Source organism: Vibrio mediterranei, assembly GCF_013364395.1.
Lineage (GTDB): Bacteria > Pseudomonadota > Gammaproteobacteria > Enterobacterales > Vibrionaceae > Vibrio > Vibrio mediterranei.
The window spans coordinates 1,738,419-1,756,600 of sequence record NZ_JABXGK010000001.1 but is presented as its reverse complement, the minus strand read 5'-3'; the positions used below and the strand labels follow the sequence as shown (position 1 = coordinate 1,756,600).

The window sequence follows — 18,182 nt, the reverse complement described above, 5'->3', positions numbered from 1 at the left end:
TATGGAAAAGGAACTTATTCTATACAGTACTGAAGGATGCCATCTCTGTGAGATGGCATTTGAGCTCATATCTCAGGTTGGATTAACTGAGCAATTACAAGTGATTGATATTGCATTTGATGATGAGCTATTTTCTCGTTACGGCGTCACTATACCAGTTGTAAAAAGCGAACAATCTGAAATTAACTGGCCTTTTGACCTTTCTCAACTGAAACAATGGTTAACAGCTAATGGCATTACTTACCATTCATAATGGGCAACTAGCATTTGGTGATCATCCATTGCTAGACAAATCTGATTTCGCACTTCAAGAAAACGAACGTGTGTGTTTGGTTGGCCGCAATGGTGCGGGCAAATCAACATTAATGAAAGTGCTTGCGGGAGAAATCGTCATGGACGATGGCAAACTGCAGATCACTCAAGATGTCGTGGTATCACGGCTTGAACAGGATCCTCCGCGTGATCAGGCTGGTACGGTAGCTGATTACGTCGCTGAAGGACTGGCAGAAGTTGGTGAGTTATTAAAAACTTATCATGCTCAACTAGATTTGGTCGCGCAAGACCCGTCTGAGCGAAACATAAATCGATTGGCGAAAACTCAAGAGAGCTTAGAAGTTGCCGGAGCATGGCGCTTTGAAGACCGTATTAAGAATATTCTTGGGGCTTTGAAGTTAGATGGCAACACACTGTTAACTGACTTATCTGGTGGATGGCAGCGTAAAGCTGCGTTAGCTCGTGCTCTTGTTTGTGATCCTGATGTTTTACTACTCGATGAGCCTACCAACCATCTAGATGTAACCACAATCGAGTGGCTGGAAACTTTCCTAAAAGATTTTCGTGGCTCAATTATCTTTATCTCGCACGACCGCGCCTTTATTCGCTCGATGGCAACTCGCATTGTCGACCTTGACCGTGGTCAATTAGTTTCTTATCCAGGTAGTTATGAAACCTATTTGGTTGAGAAAGAGGAAGCATTACGTGTTGAAGAAATGCAAAATGCTGAATTTGATAAAAAGCTTGCGCAAGAAGAAGTATGGATTCGTCAAGGAATTAAAGCACGTAGAACGCGTAATGAAGGACGAGTAAGAGCGCTTAAAAAGCTGCGTGAGGAACGCCAAGGTCGTCGCGAAGTTCAGGGTAAAGTGAATCTTAAATTGGATGATAGCGCTCGTAGCGGAAAAATCGTTTTCGAAGCTAATGACCTCAATTATCAGATTGAAGGCAAAACCATAGTTAAGAAATTTTCCTTTAACATCCAGCGTGGCGACAGAATTGCGCTTATTGGTCCTAATGGTTGCGGCAAGAGTACTCTAATCAAGCTTCTCCTCGACGAATTACAGCCGACATCCGGAAAGTTGAAATGTGGTACTAAGCTAGAAGTGGCTTATTTCGATCAATATCGTGAAGCTCTTGACCCAGAGAAGACGGTGATTGATAACCTTGCTGACGGTAAGCAAGAAGTCATGGTAGGCGGTCGAGAACGACACGCGTTGAGCTATCTTCAAGACTTTTTATTCGCCCCAAAACGTGCCAGAACTCCGGTTAAGGCATTATCTGGCGGCGAGAAAAACCGCTTATTATTGGCGCGTATCTTCCTTAAGTCGAACAACTTATTGGTGCTTGACGAACCAACCAACGATCTAGATATCGAAACGTTAGAGTTACTCGAGGAATTACTTGCTAACTATCAGGGCACGCTGCTCTTAGTGAGTCACGATCGTCAATTTGTTGATAATACTGTGACTACGAGCTGGATTTTTGAAGGTGAAGGGGTTATAGAAGAGTTTGTTGGTGGTTATCATGATGCCCAACAACAACGAATGCAGGTCATCGAAGCAAGAAAAGCTTACGAACCTGTGAAAGAGACTAAAAAGCAAGCAGTTGAACCAGAAAAGAAAGCAACTGCTGTGAACTCTAAACCTAAAAAGCTGTCGTATAAGCTGCAAAGGGAATTAGAGGCACTACCTGCGTTACTTGAGCAGCTAGAGCAAGAATTAGAACAGTTGCAGGAAACCGTGAATAACCCTGATTTTTTCACTAAACCTGTCACTGAGACACAACCAATTTTAGATAGTTTGTCTGCCAAAGAGCAGGAACTGGAAATTGCCTTTGAGCGATGGGAAGAGCTCGAAGCAATGCAACAGGAAAGTTAGTCTTCATGAGTCGTATTAATTTCAAAATTTCATTAATTGCAGCCGGTGTTATGGCTGCAACTTCAAGTCAGGCAGCGTTGTATAAGGTTGTGGAAGTCGACCCAACAGCGAGCATGAGTTCGACTGGTATCTATGATGCAGAGGTTACAGAGTTTTATGGTTCTGCTATACAAAAAACTACTCGAGATCTAAGTGCTCTCCCATTAGGTTGTTTTCAAGATGGAACAACCTGTCCAGAATATTCATTAGCTGGAGATTCTAGGAATGGGTCAGAAGGGCATTCTTATCGACAAGAAGTACCCTTCAACTATGACTCTAGTTTCTATTACACAGATTGGGGGCGGAATAGGGACTATTGCCGAAACGAGCTAGGTTATCAAACTTGTGACCCTGCTTGGACTGACAAACTGTGGTATAGCTTTGGTTCAGGTAATAATGGTGCTAACGATAGCTGCGCAAGCAAACGTGGCAAGTTTGGCGGTCTTTTACGTGAAAGAGATGCATTCCTTAACTCACAACAAACAGGGTGGAATAACTGTTATGGTGAGGATAATTACTATTCAAACGCTCTAGCATTTGAAGAAAATACTGCTTCGTCTAACCCAGATTCTCCATCAGCAGCTAGTCGACTATCAATCACACCATCTTCTGTTTACAAGCCTGCTGGCGTGTCAACAGCGGACCAAAATTCCGAAAACGTTGTAGTTAATAACCTGTTGGATAATGGTACAGTCATAGGAAATACTAGTTCAGGCTATTACCGAACTTCTGCAGGCAATTTAGCTACAGCTTATAGAAACCGCGGCTACGTGTTTAGTGGCAGTTCAACAACGATGCTACCCCCATTAGCTAACGATGGTACTGATGATGAGAAAGCTATTACCGCTCAAATGGGACGCACAATGGCTTGGGATTCCTTTAGTGATGGCACGAATACTTACTTTGTTGGTAGTGCATCCGTAGGGCCGTTTGATTACGGCGACAGTAACAAAGATTGGGGAGGTGATTTAAATAATTGTGTTGGTAAGAGTGACCCAGCTGCATTGCGTGAATGTCAGAACTTTGCTTTTGCAACTAAAGCTGCTGTTTGGAATGTAAATGGAGACGTATTTCAAGCATCCAATTGGACAACTGGTACTTCACGAAATGTAGATAAAAAGGCTATGCAAGGTAGCGCAAGAGCTGCTGTTGTTAGTAGTAAAGTGGTAGGAGACCTTAAGGATAAGCCGGTATTGGTAGGATTAAATAGTTTCCAAGATGGTAGTAACCTGTTTATGGAAGCAACAGTCTTTAAGCCATCGACAGATCCTAATGCAAAAATTGAGTCTGGTAATTATTGGTCACCAGTACGGGTTACGCGCTCGACGGTAAAAGATGGCGATGATTTCGTTTATAGTAACTCTCAAGCGACAGACATTAATGAGAACTTTGTTTTAATTGGTGAAGCAAAACGTCGTGGAGATAAGAGAGAGAATGGTGCAGCACCAAATCGTATGTTCCTTGCCTCTGTTGATTCATCTTCAGGCGCTGCCGAGGCTCGCTATTTTGATGAACTAACTGGCAACAGTGGTATCTTCTTCCGCGGTGTTGGGGGTGAAACTGGTGCGATCAATAATTTCAATGAAATTGTTGGTGCAGTGGATGCAGAACAATCTACCGAGTATTTTGGTAAGAAGCGTCGCCAACGTGGTTTCATTTACCCTTATAATACCACTGGTACTGTTGCTGAAAGACTTGCTATCTTTGAGGGTAGACCGTGGTTGTTAGATGATTTGACTAATGGTGGACAATTTAGCGTTAGTAACAACCAATATCGCATTGTTGATGCTTCAGATATTAATGATGACGGTGTTATAGCTGCAACTGCACTTAAATGCGCAGGTGGTTATGATACAACTGGTCACAACTCGTATTGTGGTAATGGACAAAAACCTGAAAAAATTGTCGCTGTTAAGTTGATCCCGATCCCAAATGCTGCAGATCGCACCATTGAAGCTCGCGCATTAGAAGCTGCACCTGTAGAGCGTAAGGGTGGTAGTCTCGGTTGGATGGCAATGATTTTCCTAGGGTTCTTAGGGTTACGCCGTAACAAATAGTCACAAGTGACAAAAATCCCAGGTTCACACTTCTGAATCTGGGATTTTTTGTGCCTTGTGATCAGCGGAATAATGCGCAATTATTAAAGAGGAGTAACAAAAGCTCCACAAATCTTTAATGGTAGAAAGCTGGGAGACTGGCTTTGTATAATGAGGACCGTACTATGAAGAGACAAAAACGTGATCGTCTAGAGCGAGCTCAATCACAGGGTTATAAAGCTGGATTGAATGGTCGATCGATGGAAACCTGTCCCTATCAACAAATGGATGCTAAGTCTTATTGGCTAGGCGGTTGGCGTGATGCCCGAGATGACAAACATTCAGGACTCTTCAAGTAAGTCGGGAGCAAAATTGAAGTTTTTTAAGGCCTCATCTTGAGGTCTTTTTTGTAGTTGTTACTTCTAATGCACTATAACTAAATATGTGTGAGTAAAATAAACGACTCCGGAGAGTCGTTTATTGAAAGTTTCGATTTAGAAAGTTGATGTGTCTTTAAAGAGGCCGACTTTTAGGTCTTTAGCAACATAGATTTCTTTACCATCTACTAAAACACGTCCGTCAGCGATACCCATAACAAGCTTGCGATTTACTACGCGCTTCATGTGTAGCTCATACGTTACTTTTTTCGCAGTAGGGAGGATTTGACCAGTGAATTTTAGTTCACCTACACCAAGAGCACGACCTTTGCCTTCACCACCAATCCAACCAAGGTAGAAGCCAACTAGCTGCCACATTGCATCTAGACCAAGACAACCTGGCATGACTGGGTCACCAATAAAGTGACAATCAAAGAACCATAGGTCAGGGGTGATATCTAATTCTGCAACAATTAAACCTTTACCAAAGTCACCCTCGGTTTCTGACATTTTAGTTACACGATCCATCATCAGCATGTTTGGTGCTGGTAACTGAGGGTAGCCTTCGCCAAATAATTCACCACGGCTAGAGGCTAGAAGATCTTCACGGCTATAAGATTCACGTCTGTTTTGCATTATTAAATTACTCCAAATTTTGGTATGAGCATCTTAGTGAACAGGTGTACGCTAGACAAGTCCGACCACGACTAGACAAACCAGTTTTTAACCCTTTCTAACAAAGTTTCCGGCAGTTCAAGTTTTTCAAAATTTTCAATACGTTCGGCTATCTTTCCAATAACGCTATCTTCGTCTTCACTCTTGAACGGTTTATTAAGAAGTAGAGGAACCACTTCGTCAACGTGTGTCGCTGACCAGATATGGAACTCACCTTTCTTAATGCTTTCGACTACCTCAGTACTGAGTGCTAGGTGTTGAAGATTAGTTTTTGGGAGTACAACACCTTGTTTACCAGTAAAACCTTGGTGTTTGCATACGCTGTAGAAACCTTCGACTTTCTCATTGAGGCCACCGACGGCTTGAACGCGGCCAAATTGGTCGACAGCACCTGTGACCGCAATTTGTTGGTCGATAGGATAGCCAGATAATGCACTTACGAGAGAACACAACTCAGCTAGCGACGCACTGTCACCATCAACCTCGCAATAAGATTGCTCAAACACAATAGAGGCAGAATAAGGGAGCGGGGCATCAAGGTCCAACTCGGAAGAAACGAACGCCTGCATAATCATCATGCCTTTCGCATGGATGTTACCGCCAAGATCAACTTTTCGCTCGACATCAGAGACATCACCATCACCAAAGTGCACTACGCAGGAAATTCGAGCGGGTTCTCCGTAGGAAACTGGGTGCCCGGGAATATCTATAACAGTTAATCCGTTGACCTGGCCAACCTGTTGTCCCTGAGTTTCAATAACAACTTGCCCCTCGAGAATATCGTCAATTGCGCGTTCAGGAAGATACGCTTCTCTGCTTCGTTTCGCACAAATTGCTTCCTCAATATGAGCGGATGTTATTACTTTGTCATTACTAAAAGATGATGCTTCACCAAGAAGTGCCGAATGCCAATCGATGGACAGAGGAAGATACTGCTTATCTTCAGTTTCACGAGCTCCGGCTTGGAGAAGGCGCAGGTAGGCTGAACTATCTAGATTATATTCGGGAAGCAGCTTCTCTAGTAGACCATTTACAAAACCAAAGTAAGTCGAGATAGTTTTGTCGGAGACCTTTAGGTCACTCTCCAGTTCCGTATACTGCATAAAACCAGAGCGGAAATCATTGTCAGCATAATCAAATTCAGCGAGTTGGTCTCGGTCACCAAGAATTATCAATTTAAAATCTGATTGGAATTGTGGCGGAGATAAAACAGTGGACTGCTTATCAATAGCCACACTGTTTAGTGACGCTCCTGAAAGCAAAGCCTTAATATTTCCCCAAGCGCTTAACGTACTTAATGCCGCTTGAGTTGAAGCCACAAGAAATCCGTTATTAGCTTGTGAAATTAATCCAGCGGAAACTTCAAGTTGGTTATCAACCTTAGCGTAATGATCAAACAGTAGCGCAGAGCTTGTATCCTTTGTCACGACAACATGTTTTCCTAATGCTTTGAGTGAATCAGCTATTAGTTCACGGTACTTTAGGTTGTCACCATCTTTAACAACTAACACTTTAGATTTACAAGCTTTTGATGTGAAAAACTTAAGAGCGGCTTGTAAACGAGGTTGCAAATCAAGCAGCGATGCTGGTGCAATATTCGGTGCTTGTTCAATAGTGGTTTGATAGTTGTTGTACTGCGGACAAACGTCTTGCCAAGGGACTAGATTCATTAAGGTGCTACTTATTTAAAATTTGGATGGAGTATACAACGAAACCAGAAGTAACGTTAGTAATAGAGCACGGTTAATCGGGAGCAGATTCTCAGATTTTGTGTTCTTTTATTGAGTTGTTACGTGACTTGGGTTACGCTGTCACTGTAAACAGAGTAGGGACGCAAACCAATGAAATACCAACAGCTTGAAAACCTAGAATGTGGTTGGAAGTGGCAGTATTTATCTAAAAAGTGGCGCGAGGGGGAGAATATCACTCGCTATATTGATACCAGTGAAATCGATCAGGCCGTTGCGACTTTTAAATCATTAGAACACGAGCCTACTCTGGTTCTTGATTGGATTGATGAGCATATGTCTGCAGAGCTTGATAATAAACTCAAGCAGGCAATTCGTGCCAAGCGCAAGCGTCACTATAATGCAGAACAAGTTCATACAAAGAAAAAGTCTATCGATCTTGACTACCGAGTTTGGGAAAAGCTGTCTTACCGAGCAAACGAACTCGGATGTACATTATCCGAAGCGATCGAATACTTGTTAAGTGAAGCGTCGCGCAGTGAGAAAGCGACCAAGACAGTGAGCAGCCTAAAAGAGGACTTAAGTAAGTTACTGTCTGATTAGCCAGGGAATAGGGAGTAGTTGCGATGTTATACGTTGTTCTGATAGGTGCACTTGTTGTTTTTTGGCTTGTTGCCGTTGACCGTCCAGTTTTAACTGTAAAATTTGATAACGGTGAACTAGGTAACGTTAAAGGTCATATTCCTCCATCTTTTCGACATAATCTTAAAGATATTGTTGAGCGTGATAAAGCGACAGGTGTTTTAAAAGTTTACCAAACCCGTACCGGTATGAAGCTAAAATTTAGCAACTCAATAGCGAAAGCATGCCAACAACGTATTCGAAATGTATTCCCACATCAAGGATTCAAGTCAAAAGGCAAAAAGAAATCTCGATGAGTTCCAATTAGTTTAGAAGTGTAGGCGCTGTAAGAAGCGCCTTTTTTAATATACCTAATGCACTATAACTAAATTATTTGACTCGATAAGATAAACAACTATCCGTGCGCCGCTATTTCTCGTTCATCCCAGATTTTCATTAGGGTACGCCTTGATTCAGAATCCAGCATTTGTATCCGGCGACAAGTCCAGTTCTCGGCAATGTAATCAGCCATCTCTAGTGAGATAGGGTTGTTATCTGTTAAATAGGTTTCTAAAGCTGCTTCTGCCTCCAATAATGACAACCCTTCGATATCCCATTTTTGAATTCGTGTATAGCTAGTTGTAAACCACTCAATAGGTAAAGACATAGAATATTCCTTTTCTAATAATTCTTGTTGTTCTCGTTGGTGAAATTAGAATTAAACATCTAACTCATTTTGTAAAGAGAATATCTTAGAAAAACACAATAAAAGTTTATAAATATCTAAATCTATAATCAGATTCTATTTATAGAAGTGGTGCTATACATGCATTGCTATTTCTTTCGCTATAGCTTTGCAATATTGAATTTACATAGTCAATAGCTCGTTCCTGCCCTTGTTTTTAGTCCCAACACCTATAGAGAGTACGAAGGGGCTTGAAGTATAAGCGTGTGTATGTAATCTATCTTTAATATTCGTGAGGTTAATCGATTCTCGTAGTTTAAATATAGACTAGAGCAATAATGGTATCGAATATAACTAACTCTAATTATATGTATGTTGAAAACTCTACTGTTTAAAATTAGATGTTAAACACTTCGTGCCTATGGGTATATAAATGAAAGCGATTTATAACCACAAAGATATAAAAGGTTAATTAAAAGGCTAGGGAATGGATAGATTACCTAGCCAAACTATTAATTTACTAAGCTGTCGATTAATTTCTTACAACAAGTATTTGTGAACGCCTAAACAGATAGTTCGGTTATTTTCAGCCTGATGTTTTCTGTTTACACTCCAGTTTCTTTGGGATGTACGCGTCGAAGTGCTATGACTTCGCTGAAGCGATAAACAATCGAGGTAACGTGTTCCTATAATTGGTTAAGTTGCTTACTGTAGTTGTTTAGCGCTAAAAGAAAAGCCACGCTGTTAGAAAAGAAAGACTAAACAAGCGAAAACTTCGCCAACCAGGTAGGTATAAGCTTGTGTTGAACAGTTAAGGTAACGAAGAAAGAAAGCTCGTTTCAATACACTTTAGTTATACGCTATGGAACTTGTATCCAAAGGCTGTACCCATAGGATGAGGAAACCATTCGGTGGACAGTTATTTGAATAATACTAAGCCCCAAGCTATGAGCCAAAAGTATATATCGGAACAAGCCAAAGGCTTTAACTCTATAAGCTAATCAGTATTGAAATGCTTCATCAGGCGTAAAATTTAATGACTAGGTAAAGAACGTGGTAACGTGAGAAACTAGCAACATGGCGGGCTTTTCTGTATCTCATTGATACTAAGCCGACTATAATCTTAGTGCGCATTATGTGGTTAGATTTATGTTGAGTGGTTTGCTGAAAGCCAAGCGTGGTAAAGGGTGGGCGAGTGAATTGCTCATTGTCGGCCTCGAGGCCGTACATGCTAGGAGGGAGAATCGCTTTACTAGTGAAGCCCGTAACATAAATCCTGTAATACGCACTGATCAAATAAACGTCGATTTTATGCATCTTGGCACTTGGTTTTTTATACAGTAATCCCCATAACTTATATTGACATTATACGAGCAAAATAAGGGGGTTCGATGTCTAGTGAAACTTATCAGGTCGCTCATATTCGTGAGCAAGGACAAGATATGATTATCATTCCTTTAAATCAACGAGTCGGCACTTATAGTCAATCTCAATTAAACGATCTAAAACGCTCACTTCAGTTTTATGCTTCAGATGCAGGTTTGGCCGGAGAGGTATGTTTAGTTTGGGAGTCTGGCAGGACGTTTCATTTCTTAGCTCCAACTCCTTGGCATGCATTTTTTAGGAGCATTAACATGAGTGTTGTTGCTGCAAATATCAACAAAAAGCTAACTTGTAGAGCTTAATTTATAAAAGGAGACATTTAGTGATTAATGCCAATGATTTCATCGAAAAACATGAAGATTCGATAGCTCGTGAAGTTCAGAACATCTTGCAATGCATTGAAAGTATGTTGGAGGATCGTGGCGGCTATCTTGAACTAGACTGGAGTTTAGATCACGCTCCCGTAGGCACTATTTCTAAGGTAACTAAGCTAGTTTCTCAACATTTGAGTGAGTTAAATTGGGTTTGTGAGTCATCGATTAAGCGAAATTTAAATCGAGTATCTCTAACTATTTATCCTGCTTAACCAACTAATAGCCAAGTTGTTCAAGCAATTTGGCTTTTTAAAAGGGCGCTCGACTTAGTTCAGCACTGCGACTAACTCAAACGCCCGAGGCCAATCTCCCTTCAAACTAGTCGGTAAATCCCTTCCTTTCTGCCAAGCCTGCCTTGCAGAGACTCACCACATAAAAGGCGATTCATGCCACAGCAATCCATCGATGTTTTAGCGCGCCAGCTGTGCGAACAAGGGAGGGACCCGCGCCCCGCGGGAGGGTTCCCTTATGTCGTGCAGATAAGCGAAATCATGTTTGTCTGTACATGAAAAATCTTTTGGATCGAGAGATGAACAAGGAAGAGTGCACAGAAGGCAGAGGAAAACCCCCGTCTAGTATTACGGGGGTACTTTCGGTGATGTATCGGTTTTCGATGCTCTCGCGATCTATCGTCTTCCGACTAGGTCTATTACGTACATAGATCGTTAAGGGTTACTTTGTTCTAGTATTCCTTTAGTCGCATGCCTTATCAGTAAGCTTTCCAGAATCGTATCTATAACATTCCTTTCTTCATCGTCTAACGTGTTGATCTTATTTATCCTCATCAACAAGGTTTGATCTTTTGTTGTTTCCCATCTTCCGCACAGTTCATCAATGGATATTTCCAGCTCATTTGCGATTTTGATGAGGTTTTCCATTGTTGGCTGTCCTGCTCCAGATTCGTACTTTTTGTAAGCAGTAAGACTGATTCCCATCACATCTGCCATTTGTTGTTGGGTCATTGATTTTGACTTTCTGTTGGTAACTAACCTGTCTTTAAATTCCATATCAACCTCACATTTTGTTCATTATGTTTCTATTCTATAGCTGTTTTTGTTTACAGTGGTCTTGAAAGTTTGCGTTAGTTTCCCTATGGTAGCTTCATTAGTTGCCTTGACAGGTTTTGGAGATACAATGGAAAACGCATCAAAAAGACACTTTGCTTGTTCAGAATGTGGGCAAATCTACACGTCGTTCTTCCATTGTGTTTGTCCGTTCTGTCGAGCTGGCGTTGTTCGTCAACAAGAGATTGATAGCAACGATATTCACGCTCGTACTTCTTACACTCACGAACATAAACCTAATCGTTATCTCAAGAGAGCGGCGCGCGTTAATCCAGAGTATCTAGGTTCTAAATCTCTTGATATGGACGTTGATTCCGAGTACTTAAACACGTCTACAACCATTGACTGGCTTGCGTTTACCGTCAAGTTGTCAGATTTTCGTCACTGTACAAAATCAGCGCCTTTCTCTGGAATTGCTTTCCCTGACGTTCCTGAACTACCAGCTATGAGAACTAGCAGCGGTCAAGACTTGGAAGATGTAAACGAGTATCGTCGTCGTGTTTATTCCTCGTACTTTGAAAAATGCGTTCTCATCTTTCTCACTAGGGTTCTAGGTTTTACGGTTGGTTGCCTGATTGAATCTAAGTTCAACTTCTACGATAACCACTTCAATATCTATTCGGCAGATGGCCTTGAGTTCTGTATTACGGGGGTACTTTCGGTGATGTATCGGTTTTCGATGCTCTCGCGATCTATCGTCTTCCGACTAGGTCTATTACGTACATAGATCGTTAAGGGTTACTTTGTTCTAGTATTCCTTTAGTCGCATGCCTTATCAGTAAGCTTTCCAGAATCGTATCTATAACATTCCTTTCTTCATCGTCTAACGTGTTGATCTTATTTATCCTCATCAACAAGGTTTGATCTTTTGTTGTTTCCCATCTTCCGCACAGTTCATCAATGGATATTTCCAGCTCATTTGCGATTTTGATGAGGTTTTCCATTGTTGGCTGTCCTGCTCCAGATTCGTACTTTTTGTAAGCAGTAAGACTGATTCCCATCACATCTGCCATTTGTTGTTGGGTCATTGATTTTGACTTTCTGTTGGTAACTAACCTGTCTTTAAATTCCATATCAACCTCACATTTTGTTCATTATGTTTCTATTCTATAGCTGTTTTTGTTTACAGTGGTCTTGAAAGTTTGCGTTAGTTTCCCTATGGTAGCTTCATTAGTTGCCTTGACAGGTTTTGGAGATACAATGGAAAACGCATCAAAAAGACACTTTGCTTGTTCAGAATGTGGGCAAATCTACACGTCGTTCTTCCATTGTGTTTGTCCGTTCTGTCGAGCTGGCGTTGTTCGTCAACAAGAGATTGATAGCAACGATATTCACGCTCGTACTTCTTACACTCACGAACATAAACCTAATCGTTATCTCAAGAGAGCGGCGCGCGTTAATCCAGAGTATCTAGGTTCTAAATCTCTTGATATGGACGTTGATTCCGAGTACTTAAACACGTCTACAACCATTGACTGGCTTGCGTTTACCGTCAAGTTGTCAGATTTTCGTCACTGTACAAAATCAGCGCCTTTCTCTGGAATTGCTTTCCCTGACGTTCCTGAACTACCAGCTATGAGAACTAGCAGCGGTCAAGACTTGGAAGATGTAAACGAGTATCGTCGTCGTGTTTATTCCTCGTACTTTGAAAAATGCGTTCTCATCTTTCTCACTAGGGTTCTAGGTTTTACGGTTGGTTGCCTGATTGAATCTAAGTTCAACTTCTACGATAACCACTTCAATATCTATTCGGCAGATGGCCTTGAGTTCTGTGGAAAGGTTGGGGTGGGCGGCTCTAATCAAAGAGATACGATCCACTTTTCTATCAATGCTCAAGGTTGTAAACACCTTTTCACTAAGCGCACTCGTCAATACGTTCACTACTGGCTGTCAAATATTCTCAATGTGACTTTGCTTACTCGCTGTGATTTGGCCTTTGATGACTTCGACGGTATTCATACTTGCAAGAATGTCGAACTGGCTTTTCTTGATGACGGCTTTAAACGTTCTCGCGGTATCTCTCCAACATTCACGAACTCTGACGAATGGCATATCGATGGCGAAGGAAACAAGGTTTATAGCGTCGAAATGAGAAGGATTGGGTCTCGTTCTTCGCTGGTTCACTGGCGCATCTATAACAAAAAGCTTGAACAGAAAATCGATAAAGATGGCTTTGTCTGGTATCGCAGCGAGGTTGAATTGAAAAAGGTTTCGGTTGATATCCTCCTTGATATTGATGGCTATTTCTCCGGCCTTAATAACTACGCTAAATCACTTTTCTCTAAGGATGTTGAGCCTAAATCAATGTCCTTTAAATCAAAAAAACGTTGTGCTTGTGAAGTCCTTCAAGCGGCTTATTGGGCTAAACGTCAGTATGGCCGTGTTGTTAATGGCCTTCTGGATTTGTATCACGGTGACTTTGAGAAGGTGGTGTCGTCTTTGGTGCGTGACGACTCTCAACTGTCATTTACTTCAATGCACCAAAAATTAATTAACAGTTTATAGGAGTTCCAAAATGGTCAAAGTCATGGGGTTAGTTAAGCGTCAATATCCAAACGGCAAAAACAACAAGCCATTTTACGAATTGGTCATTCTTCGTTCCATTGAGAATGTTGATACCGAGAATTACAAAAAAGAGGGTCACGGTTTTGATACGGAGGTTCCGTACGGAAAAGATCCTATCAAGATACGTCCAGATTACGCCATTCAATTGCTTTCAACGGGGGCTTTTGTTCCTGAGCGTGAATATGAATTTCAGCTTGGCTGCAATCCAAATGACGTTTACGAACAATGGGTTGAAAAGCTCATTCCTGTCGATGACGACATCAAAAAGCACTTTCAAGCATCTTTGAAGTAGGTGACTTATGCCGTATTGCGTCGTCGCTGAGAAAAGCACAAACGTCTTAAAACTTAGTGGTCAGAAAATCTCTGATTGCGACGCACTTGTCGTGATATCCGCTAGTGAATATCACACCTATATCGGGGCTTTGGAATTGTCATCTTCTGAAATTTCAGGGCTTCTATTTTCGGGCTTTGGGCTCGTTATCTTGGGTTACTTATTGGCTGCACCTATTGGTCATGTGATCCGCTTTATCAATAAAATATGAAAGGTACATTCTATGAAAAAACTTATCTCTCAAGCTAAAAAAGCTGTCCTTCTTGCTTCCATTTCTTTGGCTTCTCCGCTGGTTTTCGCTGCGGGTGAAGGGGCGACAAGCCCAGTAGACCAAATTAAAACAGCCGTGTTGGGTGCTCTTGATGGTCTGTCTGCTGTTACTGCTGTGATTTTGGCTGTAGCACCAATCGGTATTGGTATTGCCATTGCGTTTAAGGTCTTCGGTAAGTCTAAGCAAGCCGTTAATAAAGCATGATTTTCTTGCTCCATGAGCTAGTTACTGCCATCTGGTTTTTGCTAGGTGGCATGATTGCACTAGCCACAATTCAAGGTTTAAAGGGCGGCTGAGGTCGCCTTTTTTGTAGGTGGTTTTTATGAAGCGACAATTACTTCTATTCGGTCTTATTCTCTGTTCATTTTATGCGGTCGCATCAGCGAGGCTTCAAGTTGCTGAGGCTTTGTTAGCCAGAGAGAGGGCGGTTCAATTTGGCTCCCAAATGTTAAAAGTCGACACTGCTGTGAAAGCTGTCTCTCCTGTAGCTCGTCCGTACTTTGTTACGCCTTCAAACGTGTCAATGTCTTCATTTGGAGGTTTCCTTAAAAGTATGTCTACCCAAGAGCCAGTTAAAACTGTATTAGCCGCGCTTGGCTTTGCGGTGTCGGCTGGTAATTGGGAATGGTCTTCTGACTCTAGTGGCGCGCCGAAACAAGGTAGCCTTTACTCCGTTCAGCTCAGTCAAATGCGTTACCCTGGTTATGGTGTGTCTATTCATACGGCTCTTAAAAATACGTTTGCTGAAAATGGTCAGAACTATGGAACAATAGATACGGTTGAGGTTACTCAAGATAATGTTCTTGTTGCAACGACACACAGTGGTTGGCGTTATGTTGGGTCTTGGGTTCATCTCAAGTGCGATAGCGCAACTTCAACGGTAGAAAGCTGTGCTCCTGATTATGTTCCTAGTCAGGCTGATAAAACTATTCCGGATGATGCATTTGCGGGCACGCTGGCATCAAGGTTTTCCAGTCTTTCTGATACGCAAAAACAAGCTCTGTTTCAAAATGCTGATGGCTCACTCGCTGACTTGGATTGGCAACCTGAGGCAACAACAGAGCCTACCTTTAGTGATGGTCGTCCACTTCCGTCAATTGGCGATCCTTTATGGCAATCTGCACTGGATTATTCACAAGGGAAAACCGTTCCAGAAGACAAAGCGGTTGACGCTCGTTACTTGGCGGATAATGTGGCCAAGAGCGACCAAACGGTTTTAGAAAAGAACGCTAAAGGTTCTAGCGGAGGTGGTACAAAACCCGAAGGTGGTGATGTCGATTTACAGCCTGTTATTGGTGCTATTCAGTCTCTGCAATCCAGTAATTCCAATGAGTTAAAAGCCATTAAAGAACAGCTTAAACAGAATGCCAAATCACCGGACTTAAGCAAGGCCGGAGAGGTAAGTTGTCTTGTTGGTTTGAAGTGCCCATCTTATGTCGACCTCAAGTATGAGAGCGGTTTAAAGGGGCTTCTCGATGATTTTAACACTCAGGTTTCTGCATCTAATCTCCTCAAGTTTCTCGATGGTTTTCGCTTTAGTGGTAATGGGAATGTGACGCCGCCAGTGTGGATTATTGATCTCACCAATGTCGATTTCTTGGGTAAAGGGCTAGGGCGTCATGATGTGAGTTTGCCTAGTTATATCTGGTCGTTTATGCGTGCTTGTCTTCTTTTCGGCACAGTGATGGCCTGTCGCAAAATCATCTTTGGGGGTTAACTATGTTTGATTGGATTGTTTCTCTGTTCAATACGTTCGTTGAGTTTCTTGGCCGTTTGATAAATACCTTGGTTGTCATGCTCACGAACTTGGGGCTAGGGGGCGTGGATGTACTTCTTACGTTTGTTATCTCTTTGATTAACGGCTTAGGTTCGTTGCTGTCTCCCATTGATTTAAAACCGTATCTCAGCATGTTACCTGCTGAGGCTATCGATATCATGTCTCTCGTTGGCTTTCCTCAAGCTATAACGATGATCATCTCTGCGGTATCGGTACGTTTTCTCCTTCAGCTTATTCCATTTGTAAGGTTGGGTTCGTAACATGATTAATCTCATTATGGGGCGACCGGGCGGCGGAAAAAGCTATGAAGCAGTGGTCTATCATGTGTTGCCTAATATTAAAGATGGTCGCAAGGTCATCACCAATTTACCTTTGAATATGGAAGCACTTATCGCTGTTTTTGGTGAGAAGGTTTCCGAACTCATCGAGGTTAAGTCCTTTGATTTGCATGACTATGGCAATGATAATAGGCCGTTTTCTAGCCCCAATGATTACAAGGATGAGTGGAGAAACGAACGGGGACAAGCACCGCTTTATATCATCGATGAGGCTCATATGATTCTTGGCAATCAGGCCAAAAAGGATCTTCTAGAATTCTATTCAATGCACCGGCATTTTGGTATCGACATCACTCTGTTAACACAGTCAGATAGAAAGCTTCACCGTGATATTCGAGATATGATTGAGATTGTGTATCGGTGTATCAAAAACACGGCTCTAGGCTCTAACAAAACGTATACGAAAAAGGTCAAAATGGGCTTGCGTGGTGATGTGGTGAACACTGAGCAGCGAACCTATGAAAAGCAGTATTTCAAGCTTTATCAAAGTCATACTGCGTCAAACTCTGCGGTGTCTGAGGCTCAAGCAAAGGATGTTCGTCCTTTATGGCGTTCTAAAATGGCGTGCGCTCTGTACGTTTTTATCATTCTTTCGGTTGTTGGCTTGGTTAATGTTTTTAGTCAGGATAGCTTGCTAGGTTCGCCAGCTACACCAACAGAGTCTATTCAGACTATAGAATCCACACAAGTTTCTACGGAGGTTCAAGAGCCAGAATTCTATGAACATCCTTTAGGTGACTTTAATTTCTTAGTGACAGGGTTTTCAGAGTCTTTGGTTTACGTGAGCAATCAAATTGATCCATCAAAGTCTTTGCGAGAATACTATTTTCAGCTTTCACAGGGTGACTATCAAATGAATGTGACAACAGGCCAGCTTCGAAGTCTCGGCTATCAAGTTGAGCCTATTAATGATTGCTTCGCTCGTATTCGTTTTCAGAAGTTCGAGCAGTTGGTGACGTGCGCATCAAAACAAAAGCAAGTGATTGAAGAGTTTAACCCAGTAGCAAACGCATCTCTGCCTATATAGTTTTTGTATTTAACGCACCTTGTACTAGCTTAAATAGGAGAAACTGAACTTGGGTATAGCCATGAAATCATTAATTATTCTTACGTTGGGTCTAGCTTCTACGATGGCTTATGCACTGATGCCACTGAAGGACGAGAAAATTATTGAGTTAGCGAAAGTATCAATGGAGGAACACCTACAAGAAGAAGGTTTGACGATTGATGACGCAAAAGTAGCACTGGCGTTTAAAGATAAATTCGACAAGGCAACCGTTTATTTTGAAGTCGACGAACACCACGGAGAGCCTGAGATTTACGTCGTGATTTGTCGAGACAATAAATGTTACTTGAATTACCGATAATCCACTTACCAAAGGTAGAAAGCATATGGAGTTCTATCAGCAACAAGATATTGTTTGGTCTTCAAAAAGGCTACTTAAACAATCAGAAACCTTAGAAGTTAAACCTTGGCATATCTATTGGGGGAATCCGCTTTCTAAGCTTGCACGACAAGCATCAAAGCTGGGTGAGTTTCTATATGGAGAAGATACTGAGATTCTTTGTGTAAAGTACAAATACTCATATGAGGATGTTTGGTCTGCTAGAGCGAATCTTTGTGAAGCTAACAGAATCATCTATGACATGAGATATCATCAAGTGATGACATACTTTAAACCAATGATTGCCATTTCTTTTACAGGGTTTCTCTATGCTCTGTTTCTATAATCAAAGTGCGTATTATGTATATTATGTTAAATAAGATACGCGTGAGCTTAAAATCCTTACCTTGAACCGCTCTA

Annotated in this window: 22 protein-coding genes; 17 read left to right on the top strand and 5 right to left on the bottom strand. The window is 41.8% G+C overall.

Annotated elements, in window-relative coordinates; genetic code table 11:
- The first annotated feature begins 1 nt into the window (after position 1).
- From HOP38_RS08250 to rmf, 4 genes are all read left to right on the top strand, one after another.
- Positions 2–253, top strand: a complete 252-nt coding sequence (locus tag HOP38_RS08250) for a glutaredoxin family protein (protein WP_081411582.1) — start codon at positions 2–4, stop codon at positions 251–253.
- Positions 231–2,153, top strand: a complete 1,923-nt coding sequence (locus HOP38_RS08245; RefSeq protein WP_198557836.1) for an ABC transporter ATP-binding protein — start codon at positions 231–233, stop codon at positions 2,151–2,153. Before HOP38_RS08250 ends, HOP38_RS08245 begins: the two co-directional genes overlap by 23 nt.
- Positions 2,154–2,158: 5 nt before the next feature.
- Positions 2,159–4,249: a DUF3466 family protein gene (locus tag HOP38_RS08240; RefSeq protein ID WP_198557835.1), complete on the top strand. Its 2,091-nt coding sequence runs from the start codon at positions 2,159–2,161 to the stop codon at positions 4,247–4,249.
- 164 nt (positions 4,250–4,413) lie between these two features.
- Positions 4,414–4,587 carry a ribosome modulation factor gene (gene rmf / locus HOP38_RS08235; protein WP_006075701.1) on the top strand — a complete coding sequence of 58 codons (174 nt, stop codon included), beginning with the start codon at positions 4,414–4,416 and terminating at the stop codon, positions 4,585–4,587.
- A 135-nt stretch (positions 4,588–4,722) separates the two neighbouring features.
- Here the strand turns inward: rmf and fabA are convergent, their stop codons facing one another.
- Together fabA and HOP38_RS08225 are read right to left on the bottom strand one after the other, a co-directional pair.
- Complete coding sequence (fabA, locus tag HOP38_RS08230; RefSeq protein WP_038230501.1) at positions 4,723–5,241, bottom strand: bifunctional 3-hydroxydecanoyl-ACP dehydratase/trans-2-decenoyl-ACP isomerase; 519 nt, start codon at positions 5,239–5,241, stop codon at positions 4,723–4,725.
- A 71-nt stretch (positions 5,242–5,312) separates the two neighbouring features.
- Complete coding sequence (locus tag HOP38_RS08225) at positions 5,313–6,950, bottom strand: S16 family serine protease (protein ID WP_198557834.1); 1,638 nt, start codon at positions 6,948–6,950, stop codon at positions 5,313–5,315.
- 171 nt (positions 6,951–7,121) lie between these two features.
- Between HOP38_RS08225 and matP the strand changes: the two genes are divergently transcribed.
- Both matP and HOP38_RS08215 read left to right on the top strand, forming a co-directional pair.
- Positions 7,122–7,571, top strand: a complete 450-nt coding sequence (gene matP, locus HOP38_RS08220) for a macrodomain Ter protein MatP (RefSeq protein ID WP_124939722.1) — start codon at positions 7,122–7,124, stop codon at positions 7,569–7,571.
- A 23-nt stretch (positions 7,572–7,594) separates the two neighbouring features.
- Positions 7,595–7,906: a DUF3634 family protein gene (locus HOP38_RS08215; RefSeq protein WP_198557833.1), complete on the top strand. Its 312-nt coding sequence runs from the start codon at positions 7,595–7,597 to the stop codon at positions 7,904–7,906.
- A 98-nt stretch (positions 7,907–8,004) separates the two neighbouring features.
- Here the strand turns inward: HOP38_RS08215 and HOP38_RS08210 are convergent, their stop codons facing one another.
- Complete coding sequence (locus tag HOP38_RS08210) at positions 8,005–8,256, bottom strand: hypothetical protein (RefSeq protein WP_006075457.1); 252 nt, start codon at positions 8,254–8,256, stop codon at positions 8,005–8,007.
- Between the two features lie 1,409 nt (positions 8,257–9,665).
- On the opposite strand from HOP38_RS08210, the gene HOP38_RS08205 reads away from it, so the two are divergent.
- Both HOP38_RS08205 and HOP38_RS08200 read left to right on the top strand, forming a co-directional pair.
- The gene (locus tag HOP38_RS08205; protein ID WP_198557832.1) at positions 9,666–9,959 is read left to right on the top strand and encodes a hypothetical protein; all 294 of its coding nucleotides are present in this window, start codon (positions 9,666–9,668) and stop codon (positions 9,957–9,959) included.
- A 20-nt stretch (positions 9,960–9,979) separates the two neighbouring features.
- On the top strand, positions 9,980–10,243 hold the full coding sequence (locus HOP38_RS08200; RefSeq protein WP_198557831.1) for a hypothetical protein: 264 nt from the start codon (positions 9,980–9,982) through the stop codon (positions 10,241–10,243).
- Between the two features lie 453 nt (positions 10,244–10,696).
- On the opposite strand, the gene HOP38_RS08195 is transcribed toward HOP38_RS08200, so the two are convergent.
- Positions 10,697–11,038: a helix-turn-helix domain-containing protein gene (locus tag HOP38_RS08195; protein WP_038230505.1), complete on the bottom strand. Its 342-nt coding sequence runs from the start codon at positions 11,036–11,038 to the stop codon at positions 10,697–10,699.
- 127 nt (positions 11,039–11,165) lie between these two features.
- On the opposite strand from HOP38_RS08195, the gene HOP38_RS08190 reads away from it, so the two are divergent.
- Positions 11,166–11,822 (top strand): hypothetical protein, encoded by a 657-nt coding sequence (locus HOP38_RS08190; RefSeq protein WP_198557830.1) that lies wholly within the window; start codon positions 11,166–11,168, stop codon positions 11,820–11,822.
- 4 nt (positions 11,823–11,826) lie between these two features.
- Here HOP38_RS08190 and HOP38_RS08185 read toward each other — a convergent pair whose 3' ends face one another.
- Positions 11,827–12,168: a helix-turn-helix domain-containing protein gene (locus HOP38_RS08185; protein WP_038230505.1), complete on the bottom strand. Its 342-nt coding sequence runs from the start codon at positions 12,166–12,168 to the stop codon at positions 11,827–11,829.
- 127 nt (positions 12,169–12,295) lie between these two features.
- Here HOP38_RS08185 and HOP38_RS08180 point away from each other — a divergent pair, with 127 nt between their 5' ends.
- From HOP38_RS08180 to HOP38_RS08145, 8 genes are all read left to right on the top strand, one after another.
- A complete protein-coding gene (locus HOP38_RS08180) occupies positions 12,296–13,600 on the top strand; it encodes a replication initiation factor domain-containing protein (protein ID WP_062463889.1) in 1,305 nt (434 codons plus the stop codon).
- Positions 13,601–13,610: 10 nt separating this feature from the next.
- Complete coding sequence (locus HOP38_RS08175; RefSeq protein ID WP_038230509.1) at positions 13,611–13,952, top strand: DUF1293 family protein; 342 nt, start codon at positions 13,611–13,613, stop codon at positions 13,950–13,952.
- A gap of 262 nt (positions 13,953–14,214) precedes the next feature.
- Positions 14,215–14,466, top strand: coding sequence for a hypothetical protein (locus HOP38_RS08170; protein WP_038230512.1), 252 nt, complete (start codon positions 14,215–14,217; stop codon positions 14,464–14,466).
- Between the two features lie 118 nt (positions 14,467–14,584).
- Positions 14,585–15,979: a hypothetical protein gene (locus HOP38_RS08165; protein ID WP_198557829.1), complete on the top strand. Its 1,395-nt coding sequence runs from the start codon at positions 14,585–14,587 to the stop codon at positions 15,977–15,979.
- 2 nt (positions 15,980–15,981) lie between these two features.
- The gene (locus HOP38_RS08160) at positions 15,982–16,299 is read left to right on the top strand and encodes a DUF2523 family protein (protein WP_062463896.1); all 318 of its coding nucleotides are present in this window, start codon (positions 15,982–15,984) and stop codon (positions 16,297–16,299) included.
- Position 16,300: 1 nt separating this feature from the next.
- On the top strand, positions 16,301–17,404 hold the full coding sequence (locus HOP38_RS08155) for a zonular occludens toxin domain-containing protein (RefSeq protein ID WP_198557828.1): 1,104 nt from the start codon (positions 16,301–16,303) through the stop codon (positions 17,402–17,404).
- A 61-nt stretch (positions 17,405–17,465) separates the two neighbouring features.
- Entirely contained in the window at positions 17,466–17,744 is a 279-nt protein-coding gene (locus HOP38_RS08150; protein ID WP_062463900.1) for a hypothetical protein, read from the top strand.
- Between the two features lie 25 nt (positions 17,745–17,769).
- Positions 17,770–18,108, top strand: a complete 339-nt coding sequence (locus HOP38_RS08145) for a hypothetical protein (RefSeq protein WP_198557827.1) — start codon at positions 17,770–17,772, stop codon at positions 18,106–18,108.
- Positions 18,109–18,182 lie beyond the last annotated feature (74 nt).

What these genes read in the sequence shown, in the direction of transcription:
- rmf (WP_006075701.1), top strand. Translation starts at nt 4,414, where the DNA reads ATGAAGAGACAAAAACGTGATCGTCTAGAGCGAGCTCAATCACAGGGT.
- HOP38_RS08205 (WP_198557832.1), top strand. Translation starts at nt 9,666, where the DNA reads ATGTCTAGTGAAACTTATCAGGTCGCTCATATTCGTGAGCAAGGACAA.
- HOP38_RS08170 (WP_038230512.1), top strand. Translation starts at nt 14,215, where the DNA reads ATGAAAAAACTTATCTCTCAAGCTAAAAAAGCTGTCCTTCTTGCTTCC.
- HOP38_RS08245 (WP_198557836.1), top strand. Translation starts at nt 231, where the DNA reads ATGGCATTACTTACCATTCATAATGGGCAACTAGCATTTGGTGATCAT.
- HOP38_RS08160 (WP_062463896.1), top strand. Translation starts at nt 15,982, where the DNA reads ATGTTTGATTGGATTGTTTCTCTGTTCAATACGTTCGTTGAGTTTCTT.
- HOP38_RS08165 (WP_198557829.1), top strand. Translation starts at nt 14,585, where the DNA reads ATGAAGCGACAATTACTTCTATTCGGTCTTATTCTCTGTTCATTTTAT.
- HOP38_RS08145 (WP_198557827.1), top strand. Translation starts at nt 17,770, where the DNA reads ATGGAGTTCTATCAGCAACAAGATATTGTTTGGTCTTCAAAAAGGCTA.
- fabA (WP_038230501.1), bottom strand. Translation starts at nt 5,241, where the DNA reads ATGCAAAACAGACGTGAATCTTATAGCCGTGAAGATCTTCTAGCCTCT.
- HOP38_RS08175 (WP_038230509.1), top strand. Translation starts at nt 13,611, where the DNA reads ATGGTCAAAGTCATGGGGTTAGTTAAGCGTCAATATCCAAACGGCAAA.
- HOP38_RS08150 (WP_062463900.1), top strand. Translation starts at nt 17,466, where the DNA reads ATGAAATCATTAATTATTCTTACGTTGGGTCTAGCTTCTACGATGGCT.
- HOP38_RS08155 (WP_198557828.1), top strand. Translation starts at nt 16,301, where the DNA reads ATGATTAATCTCATTATGGGGCGACCGGGCGGCGGAAAAAGCTATGAA.
- HOP38_RS08240 (WP_198557835.1), top strand. Translation starts at nt 2,159, where the DNA reads ATGAGTCGTATTAATTTCAAAATTTCATTAATTGCAGCCGGTGTTATG.
- HOP38_RS08195 (WP_038230505.1), bottom strand. Translation starts at nt 11,038, where the DNA reads ATGGAATTTAAAGACAGGTTAGTTACCAACAGAAAGTCAAAATCAATG.
- HOP38_RS08250 (WP_081411582.1), top strand. Translation starts at nt 2, where the DNA reads ATGGAAAAGGAACTTATTCTATACAGTACTGAAGGATGCCATCTCTGT.
- HOP38_RS08215 (WP_198557833.1), top strand. Translation starts at nt 7,595, where the DNA reads ATGTTATACGTTGTTCTGATAGGTGCACTTGTTGTTTTTTGGCTTGTT.
- HOP38_RS08190 (WP_198557830.1), top strand. Translation starts at nt 11,166, where the DNA reads ATGGAAAACGCATCAAAAAGACACTTTGCTTGTTCAGAATGTGGGCAA.
- HOP38_RS08210 (WP_006075457.1), bottom strand. Translation starts at nt 8,256, where the DNA reads ATGTCTTTACCTATTGAGTGGTTTACAACTAGCTATACACGAATTCAA.
- HOP38_RS08185 (WP_038230505.1), bottom strand. Translation starts at nt 12,168, where the DNA reads ATGGAATTTAAAGACAGGTTAGTTACCAACAGAAAGTCAAAATCAATG.
- HOP38_RS08225 (WP_198557834.1), bottom strand. Translation starts at nt 6,950, where the DNA reads ATGAATCTAGTCCCTTGGCAAGACGTTTGTCCGCAGTACAACAACTAT.
- HOP38_RS08180 (WP_062463889.1), top strand. Translation starts at nt 12,296, where the DNA reads ATGGAAAACGCATCAAAAAGACACTTTGCTTGTTCAGAATGTGGGCAA.
- matP (WP_124939722.1), top strand. Translation starts at nt 7,122, where the DNA reads ATGAAATACCAACAGCTTGAAAACCTAGAATGTGGTTGGAAGTGGCAG.